Annotated in this window: 8 protein-coding genes; 3 read left to right on the top strand and 5 right to left on the bottom strand. The window is 64.4% G+C overall.

Annotation, left to right across the window (positions count from 1 at the left end; translation table 11 throughout):
- Both P4L93_10760 and P4L93_10755 read left to right on the top strand, forming a co-directional pair.
- Positions 1 to 433: DUF4162 domain-containing protein (locus P4L93_10760; GenBank protein MDR3687425.1), on the top strand; the 433-nt coding region annotated here is incomplete at its 5' end.
- Positions 433 to 1242: an ABC transporter permease gene (locus P4L93_10755; protein ID MDR3687424.1), complete on the top strand. Its 810-nt coding sequence runs from the start codon at positions 433 to 435 to the stop codon at positions 1240 to 1242. The genes P4L93_10760 and P4L93_10755, both read left to right, overlap by 1 nt.
- A 58-nt stretch (positions 1243 to 1300) precedes the next feature.
- On the opposite strand, the gene P4L93_10750 is transcribed toward P4L93_10755, so the two are convergent.
- Complete coding sequence (locus tag P4L93_10750) at positions 1301 to 1834, bottom strand: nitroreductase family protein (protein ID MDR3687423.1); 534 nt, start codon at positions 1832 to 1834, stop codon at positions 1301 to 1303.
- A gap of 204 nt (positions 1835 to 2038) precedes the next feature.
- On the opposite strand from P4L93_10750, the gene P4L93_10745 reads away from it, so the two are divergent.
- Positions 2039 to 3190: an aldo/keto reductase gene (locus P4L93_10745; GenBank protein ID MDR3687422.1), complete on the top strand. Its 1152-nt coding sequence runs from the start codon at positions 2039 to 2041 to the stop codon at positions 3188 to 3190.
- A gap of 35 nt (positions 3191 to 3225) precedes the next feature.
- Here the strand turns inward: P4L93_10745 and P4L93_10740 are convergent, their stop codons facing one another.
- The 4 genes from P4L93_10740 to P4L93_10725 form a co-directional block, all read right to left on the bottom strand.
- On the bottom strand, positions 3226 to 4869 hold the full coding sequence (locus tag P4L93_10740) for a YCF48-related protein (GenBank protein MDR3687421.1): 1644 nt from the start codon (positions 4867 to 4869) through the stop codon (positions 3226 to 3228).
- A 280-nt stretch (positions 4870 to 5149) separates the two neighbouring features.
- A complete protein-coding gene (locus P4L93_10735) occupies positions 5150 to 7198 on the bottom strand; it encodes a PBP1A family penicillin-binding protein (protein ID MDR3687420.1) in 2049 nt (682 codons plus the stop codon).
- A gap of 208 nt (positions 7199 to 7406) precedes the next feature.
- Positions 7407 to 8099: a hypothetical protein gene (locus P4L93_10730; protein ID MDR3687419.1), complete on the bottom strand. Its 693-nt coding sequence runs from the start codon at positions 8097 to 8099 to the stop codon at positions 7407 to 7409.
- 75 nt (positions 8100 to 8174) lie between these two features.
- Positions 8175 to 8355 (bottom strand): hypothetical protein (locus P4L93_10725; GenBank protein MDR3687418.1); only part of this gene is annotated, 181 nt, incomplete at its 5' end.

The following is an 8355-nucleotide window of genomic DNA, read 5'->3' as shown; positions in this document are numbered from 1 at the left end:
TCTCACACTCTTCCTGACCACGCACTACATGGACGAGGCCGAGATCTGCGATCGCATCGCCATCATCGACCACGGGCAGATCGTCGCGCTCGACTCTCCCAACAACCTCAAGGCGATGGTCGGTGGCGACGTGGTCACGCTGACCACCAACAACGATGTACGAGCCGTGGAAGTGCTTGTCTCGCTCGGAGTCACGGCTCAGCAGACGGCCGAGGGACTGCGCATCGAGATCGACCACGGCGATCGATTCATCCCCGAGGTGCTGCGAGCGATGGACGAGCACCCCGAGGAGCTGAGTGTGTCGAGCGTCAACCTGCGTCGGCCCACACTCGAGGACGTGTTCGTGAAGCTCACGGGGCGTGCCATTCGCGAGGAGGAGGCGAGTCCGGTCGCACAGATGCGCCGGGCGCGCCAGATGAGGGGGCGACGCTGATGGGCGGCCACCTCAAGCACAACCTCAAGGGCGCTTACACGATCTGGTACCGCGACGTGCTGCGGTTCTTGCGCGATCGCTCGCGTATCTTCGGGTCGCTCGCGCAACCGCTTCTGTTCCTGTTCGCGCTCGGCTTCGGCCTTGGCGGAGCACTCGGCAAGATCGGCGGCGGCGCTGGCCTTGCCGGCATCCCCTATATCCAGTTCCTCTACCCTGGCATCCTGTGCATGACGGTGCTGTTCACCGCGCTCTTCTCGGCAATCTCGATCGTGTGGGACCGCGAGTTCGGGTTCCTGCGCGAGGTCCTGGTGGCTCCGGTGTCACGCACGGCGGTCGCACTTGGGAAGGTGGCGGGCGGCTCGACGGTTGCGATGTTCCAAGCGGCGATCATCATGCTGCTCGGACCGCTCCTCGGCGTGCACTACGACGTGAGCAAGGTGATTCTCATGCTGCTCACGCTGCTCCTGCTCGCAGCAGTCATCACTTCGCTCGGCATCCTGATCGCGGCGCGACAAAAGACGATGGAAGGCTTTCAGGTCATCATGCAGTTCATCCTGATGCCGATGCTCTTCCTCTCCGGAGCCTTCTTCCCGTTCACGTCCGACAACGCCGCGGGCACCGCGCTGAAGGTGATCGGCCAGCTCAATCCGATGTCATACGGCGTCGATGCACTCCGGCAGATCGCGCTGTCCCCCAAGCTGTCGCCTGCCTTGACCCTCCACCCCGCCGGCATTGACGTGCTCATTCTCACCGGGTTCTTCGTCGTCTTCCTCGTCCCCGGCGTGATGCTCTTTAGCAAGCAGGACTAGGGCCGAGAACGTGTCCTCCCAAAGGGAAGGCCGGCCAGGGTCGAGTCGTTCGACGGCGCTACCGAACCTCTACCTTGTCCCAGGACAGCGACGCTCGTTCTTTCGGCGGCTTGTCCTCGGCGGGGTAGCCGACCGCCACGATGCACAACACGCTGAGTGTCTTCGGCAGGCCCAGGATCTCTCGGACGTGGTTCTCGGCAGGACCGCCGTCGGCGTTCTGTCGGGCGCGAATCTGGACCCAGCACGTGCCAAGGCCGAGAGCCACGGCTGCGAGCTGCAGGGTCGCCGCCGCGATCGAACAGTCCTCGATCCAGCAGTCCGAGACCGACGGGTCCGCGCAGACGACCACGCCGAGTGGGGCGGTGCCCACGAAGTCGCCGAAAGACGCCTTGGCGCCTGCCAGCGCCTCGAGCAGCCCCTGGTCAGTGACGAAGACGAAGCGCCAAGGCTTCAAGTTGCGCGATGAGGGAACGCGCAACATCGCCTCTTGCAGTTGCTCGAGAAGCTCGGGCTCTATCGACCGGTCCTGATAGCGCCGGATGCTCCGCCGGTTGCGCACCGCCTCGAGCATCGAATCCCCCTTGCCGACCACGGCAGGCTCCTTCCGATCGCACGGCACTCGACCGCGAGGTCGGGTGCACGAGCCTGTGATGCCGAGGGCGTGGCCGGAAGCGTGGACCGTGACAGCGCTCGGCAGAATAGATAAGATTATCTAAGCATATTCCACCACCCGGCCGCCGCGAGCAAGCTCAGGCGGCACGCGGCGAATCGACGGTCAACTACCTCGGGAGGACCCATGCTCTATCGCAAACTCGGCAACACCGGTGTCGACGTCTCGATTCTTGGCTTCGGGTGCATGCGCCTGCCCGTGCTCGACGGCGACCAGACCAAGATCGACACCCAGCTCGCCACAGACATGTTGCACCACGCCATCGAGAACGGCGTGAACTATGTCGATACCGCGTGGTTCTACCACGGCACGGGCTTCTCGGGCCCCGGCGGCGAGAGCGAGCCGTTCGTGGGACGGGCGCTGTCAGGCGGCTGGCGCGAGCGCGTGAACCTCTCGACCAAACTGCCGCAGCAGATCTGCCGAGAAACCGCCGACATGGACCGCTTCCTCACCCAGCAGCTCGAACGGCTCCAGACCGACCACCTCGACTTCTACCTCGTGCACGGCTTGAACGGTCCGGCATGGGACAAGATGAAGTCGCTCGGCGTGATCGACTTCCTCAATCGCGCGCAGGCCGAAGGCCGCATCCGCTTCCCCGCCTTCTCCTTCCACGGTGCGGCCGCCGACTTCATCCGCATCTGCGACGAGTACGACAACTGGGCGTTCGGCCAGATCCAGTACAACTACATGGACACTGAGTTCCAGGCCGGTCGCGCCGGTCTTCTTCACGCCGCCGAGAAGGGCATGGGCGTCGTGGTCATGGAGCCCATCAAGGGCGGCAAGCTCGGCGACAAGATGCCGGCCTCGATGCGCGCCGTCTTCGACGAGCGCCCGGAAGGCTGGAGTCCCGCCGAGTGGGCGTTGCGCTACGTCTGGAACGAGTCCGGCGTGAGCCTGACGCTGTCCGGCATGAGCGCGATGCAGCACGTCGAGGACAACCTCGCCGCCGCCGAGAAGGGCCTGCCGAACTCGCTCACGGAAGACGAACTCGCCGTCTACGCAAAAGCCGCCGATGTCCTGCGCAAAGGCCTGAAGGCCGACTGTTCGCGCTGCCTCTACTGCATGCCGTGCCCCAACGGCGTCGACATCCCCGACGTCATCGCGTCGCTGAACAACGCCGCCATGTGGGGCGACGCCAACCCGTTCACCACGGGCTATCTGCAGGTCAAGGGCAAGGCGTCGAACTGCACCGAGTGCGGCACCTGTTTGGATGCGTGCCCGCAGGGTCTGCCGATCCCGGACCTGATGCAGGAAGCTGTCAAGACGTTCGGGTCGTAGAGAGCCGAGCCGCCAGCCGATCGGGCTTCGCGACGCTAGTGCACGCTCGGCATCGTCAGCCGAAACACTCGTCCGGCGTCGCCGACAACCCAGCCGCTGGTGCCCGCGAGTTCGACGCCGTTGAGCGCACCCGTAGTCTCCAACGATTGCCTCGTCCACGTCTGGCCAGCGTTCGCCGTGAACAGGACCGTACCTGAGGCGCCCACCGCCATCCCGCGTGACAGACCGCTGAACTCCACGTCTGTGAGAGCCGAGGTCGTCGGCAGCGACTGCGGAGTCCACGTGGCGCCGTCGTTCCCCGTGTGCAGAACGGTTCCACTCGCTCCGACGGACCATGCAACGGTCGAACTCGCAACGCACTGCGCTGACAGATCCGACGTGGTCGGGGTCGACGCCTCGAACCAGCTCTTCCCCCCATTCCCGGTGAAGACGAACGCCCCGTTCTCGCCAACGGCGACGCCCGTAGTCTCGCTTGAGAACTCCACCGAGTTGAGCGTGGCCGTCGTAGGGACGGACTGGGGAATCCAAGTGGCGCCGCCGTCGCCCGTGTGCAGCACCGTTCCGCGCTCTCCAACCGCCCAACCGCCCCAGTCGTCGGTGAAGTAGATCGACCTCAACGTCGCAGTCGTCGGCGTGGACTGCTCATTCCAAGTACGACCGCCGTCGATCGTGTGAAAGACGCGGCCATTCTCGCCTGCGACCCAACCATTGTTGTTGTCAGCGAAGTTGACTGCATGCAGCGTCGCTGTAGTAGCTGCGGACTGCGCGGTCCACGTGGCACCCGCGCTACTCGTGTGCAAGATAGTCCCTCGGTCGCCGACCGCCCAAGCGCTCACACCGTCGCTCGACTCAATCGCTCGCAGGGTAGCGGTCGACGGCGTCGACTGCGGCGTGAAGCTGATGACGTCGGTGGCCACAACCGTCTCGCTTGCGGGGACACCCCACTGGCCGATATCGGCCGCGTTGCGAATGTCGGTGTCGTAGTCCACGCCGAGGTCCCCCAGAGTCTGCGGGACCAGCTGTAGAAGAACGGCGCCTGGCAACACCTGACCGTTGGACCAAGAGACCGTCTGCCAAGCCTTGGCCGCGGCACCGGCTCTCAGCGCGTTCGCGCACACCGAGTAACTGCCGTAGATGCCAACGTTGCCGGGTCCGAGAACGGACTGTGCGCCCAGCAGCGCGGCGTTCACATCGGCGAAATCACTCGTGTCGGTGTCGCAGGCGAAGTAGACGAAAGGCTGGTTAGGCCCGCCGTCGGCGATGATGGCCGCCCGCGCCGTTCTGGCTGCTTCAATGCCTGCGCTCCTACCAGCCAGCATCCATCCAGCGCTCGATTCGTAGACCGACGCGATGTCGATGCCATCGAGCCTCAGCGCCGCCGCCTCACCAGGCGTCAAGCTCTTCCAAGCAGAGGATCCGACGTACCGGATGACGACACCCACCCCGGCCTTCTTGAGCGTGGCGGGAGTCGAGAGAGTGAAGCCGCTGGAGTAGTCAACGACGTTGGGCGCAGACCCGTGTCCGGCGGGAGAAGCGAATACCGGCGATGGTAGTGCGAGCATCGTCGCGAACACGACCGCGAGCAGCGACATCGCCGCAAGTGCATGGTTCGTGCAATCGGCGGTGCGCCGGCGGGCGCTGCTCACTAAAGTGCGAGCCAGGCAGGCGATTTCGGACATTCAGACCTCGCAAGCGGATTCGCCACATACGGCGACTCTTCGACTTCTGTCCAACTCTTTTGCGAGGAGCGTGCCAGTCATCAGTCGAGGTTCGGCCGACCGGGAGTTCAGCCCGACGACGTCGCGGGCGAATCCCAATCGTCCAGCCGTCACTGGCTTCGCCGACGAACATACCTGCGGGAATCCAGGCGGGTGACTCTCATGCAATAACTCGGTTGGGATGCGGTGCAACGCCGGACGCCCGCTCGGCTCCTGCCTGTGGCCCGCGCGCATGACCACGCTATGGGGTCGTCGGGTTGCTCGGCGGTGGCGGTGGAGTCGGCTTCGTATGGCCGTTCCCCGTGCCCTTCCCGCTGCCTCCGCTCTTGTTCCCTCCCGAAGAGGACTTGGATGCCTTTGGCGTAGTGACCGACTTGGTGCTCGGGGGCGGAGGGGGATTCTGCGTCGCGTAGCTGACCGGGATGTTGAACCGGCTATCGTCGTAACTCGGATCTGGCGCCGATGTGAAGTCGCGGATTGGCTTGCCGGCGAGCGCCGCCGTCATGTAGCGCGCCCAGATCGGTGCTGCGACCGTCGCGCCGAAGCCGGTCTGGCCGTTGACGACGACGGTCCGCTCGGGTGTGAAGCCGACCCAGACCGACGTGACCAGTTGCGGCGTGTAGCCGACGAACCAACAGTCACGGTTTGACTGGCTCGTCCCGGTCTTGCCAGCTGCAGGGCGACCGATGTTGGCCGTGTTCCGAGCGGTCCCTTTCGTTATCACGCCTTCAAGCACTTTGGTCGCCGCATAGGCGATGTCAGGCTGGACGACCTGGCTGCCGTGCGGTTGCGCCTGAAAGATCGTGCTGCCGCTCCGGTCGAGTACCTTGGTTATGACTATCGGCGCGTAGTGCGCACCGCCAGTGGCCAGGGTCCCGTATGCCGAGGCCATCTCCAGTGGCGTGCAGCCGACGCTGCCCAGAGTGATGGACGGGATGCTGGGCAGGTGCGTGGTGATTCCCATCGACTTCGCGGTGTGGATGACGCTCTTGATGCCCACACCGTAGTACGCCACTCGCGCGTAGACAGCATTGACTGAGTTCCAGGTCGCGGTCTCGAGCGACATCATGCCCGAGCCTGTACCTTCGTCGTTGTTCACCACCCACGGATTCGGTTTGGCTGGGATTGTCACGGGGGCGTTGGAGTCCACCTGGAACGTTGGTGACATACCATCCGCCAGCGCCGTGACCAGCGTGAACATCTTGAAGGACGAGCCTGGCTGTCGATAGCCCTGTGTCGCGAGGTTGAACTTGCTCTTCGCGTAGTTGGTTCCGCCGACCAATGCCTTGACGTAGCCGTTGTTCGGATCGATCGACACGAGTGCTACGGACGGGTCCTTCGATCCGTTGAACTGGTGATGGGCCGCCTTCTCGGCGTCGGCCTGAAGACGCGTGTCCAGAGAGGTGTAGACGGTCAGCCCACCGTTGAAGACGGTGTTCGCGGAGAACTGCTGCTGAAGCAGGGTCCTGACGTAGGAGACGAAGTAAGGCGCCGCGTAGATGCCCTCCAGAGGCTGGGTCTCGCGTTTGAGAGCTAGTGGGGCCGAGACGGCCGCGTTGTATGCCGCCTGAGTGATGTAGTGGTTGTAGAGCATTCGGCTGAGGACTGCCTGTCGACGCGCCACCGCACCTGTCGGGTTGATGTAGGGGTCGAGGCGGCTGGGCGACTGCACGAGCCCGGCGATCAGCGCCCCTTCGGGAAGCGTCAGCTGACTCGCCGACTTCGCGAAGTACGTGCGGGCTGCGGCGTCAGCGCCATACGCACCCTCGCCGAAGTACACCGTGTTCAGGTAGTTCTCGAGGATCTGTTGCTTGGAGAGCGTCCTTTCGACCTGGATAGCCAGGTAGGCCTCTCGGACCTTGCGCTCGAGCGTCATCTGCGTGCGTTCGCCGAGCAGAACCGTGTTGCGGACGTACTGCTGCGTAATCGTCGACGCCCATTGGCGATTGCCGCCTGACGTCTGGAACGCGGCCCGGACGATTCCGACCGGATCGACAGCACCGTGCTCGAAGTATCGTTCGTCTTCGACAGCCACGAGCCCGTTGACCAGATCGGTCGACATCTGGGAGATGGGAACGACATCGCGGTTCTGCAGGTAGAACCTGGCGAGCAGCTTGCCGTCGGCCGAGTAGACCACGGTGGGCTGGGCGACCTGGAATGCGGCCGGCGACTGGTAGTTGGGCAAGCCTTGGAGCCACGTGGTCACGGTGGCGTAGGCAACCGCGCTGCCTGCCACGGCCAGAAGCAGCAGCACGACGAGCAGCGCGCCCGCGATCCGCAAGAAGATCATGAAGCCTGACGTTCGTCGCGTGCGACGAAGCCGAGAACGACGACTCACGGGGCCCTCCAGATCGAAACGCGATGCACTAGCGTGGCACGTTCAGGGCGAAATCCGTGCCGAACTCATCCTGTGTCACCGGGCCGTCAACCCGCCGTAGCGGCAATGCGTCGTCTCAAGTGTCCAGCGACTGGCCAGGCCACATGACCTGCAGACGCGACTAGGCCAGCACGTTGACGGCGCGCGCGATGACCAGACCCACCAGTGCCAGCGACACCGTCGACTGAAGCATCATCGCAATCTTGTTCCACGCACGCAGTGGCATCACGTCGGTGGGGCTGAACGCGGTGGCTGCCGTGAAGCCCAGATACAGGTAGTCGATGAACTGCGGTCGCCAGTCGCGCGGGGCAAGCTCCGGCGACAGGTGTTGGGGGAAGGCGAAGTCGGGATGGGCCGAAAGCCCGTGAGCGCGCACCGCCGGCCCACCGCTGTCGAGTTCCCAGTACAGCAGCCCAAAGGCGAGGCAGTTGGACAGCCAGACGATCCCGCCGGCTGCGAGCAACGAGGCAGCCGAGTTTGTTGATGGTCCGCCTTTGATCAGCTCCACTATGATCTCGGCCGTGCACCACAGTGCGGTCGCCACCAGAACGCCGATGAGAGTGGTCGACAGAGCGTGGACCCACTTCGACACTCGGTCGATCTTGCCCGGGTCGGCGATGATCAACGCGACGAGAAGGACCAACTCGAGAATCGGCACTCCCCACCGTGGGCGAACGATGAGATCGTGGGGCAGCAGGAGCGTCAGGCCGATGATCGCCAGGACGGCGACCGCCATCGGCCAGCGCGCCTCCCCGACCACGCGGCCCAAGGCGGCCGTCGTAGGAGGCCTCTCGTCTGCGGTGCCCTGAGTCATGGAACCCCCCTTGCTGCAGGAACGTCACTCGGTGACAGACTAGCCGAAATCGGTCCGCCGAGCGGTGCTGGCAGGCTATGGCTCCGGAGGCCCTGAGGCCGTTCGCGGAAGCAGACCCTCCCAGAGCAACGAGTTCACTTGGTCCAAGGCCTCCTCATGCGAGATCCCGACCTCGTCGAGTTCAGCGGGCCGGCCTAGCACCAGCCCCATTTGCCGAAATAGCATCGCAACGAAGCGCGTGTTGAATGCCTTGATC

The sequence above is a fragment of the Coriobacteriia bacterium genome, assembly GCA_031292615.1.
Lineage (GTDB): Bacteria > Actinomycetota > Coriobacteriia > Anaerosomatales > JAAXUF01 > JARLGT01.
The sequence above is the reverse complement of the archived record's forward strand: the minus strand, read 5'-3'. Positions and strand labels throughout refer to the sequence as shown.

Excerpts from the sequence above, each read along its gene's own strand:
- P4L93_10730 (MDR3687419.1), bottom strand. The coding sequence starts at position 8,099 with ATGACTCAGGGCACCGCAGACGAGAGGCCTCCTACGACGGCCGCCTTG.
- P4L93_10755 (MDR3687424.1), top strand. The coding sequence starts at position 433 with ATGGGCGGCCACCTCAAGCACAACCTCAAGGGCGCTTACACGATCTGG.
- P4L93_10735 (MDR3687420.1), bottom strand. The coding sequence starts at position 7,198 with ATGATCTTCTTGCGGATCGCGGGCGCGCTGCTCGTCGTGCTGCTGCTT.
- P4L93_10745 (MDR3687422.1), top strand. The coding sequence starts at position 2,039 with ATGCTCTATCGCAAACTCGGCAACACCGGTGTCGACGTCTCGATTCTT.
- P4L93_10740 (MDR3687421.1), bottom strand. The coding sequence starts at position 4,869 with ATGTCCGAAATCGCCTGCCTGGCTCGCACTTTAGTGAGCAGCGCCCGC.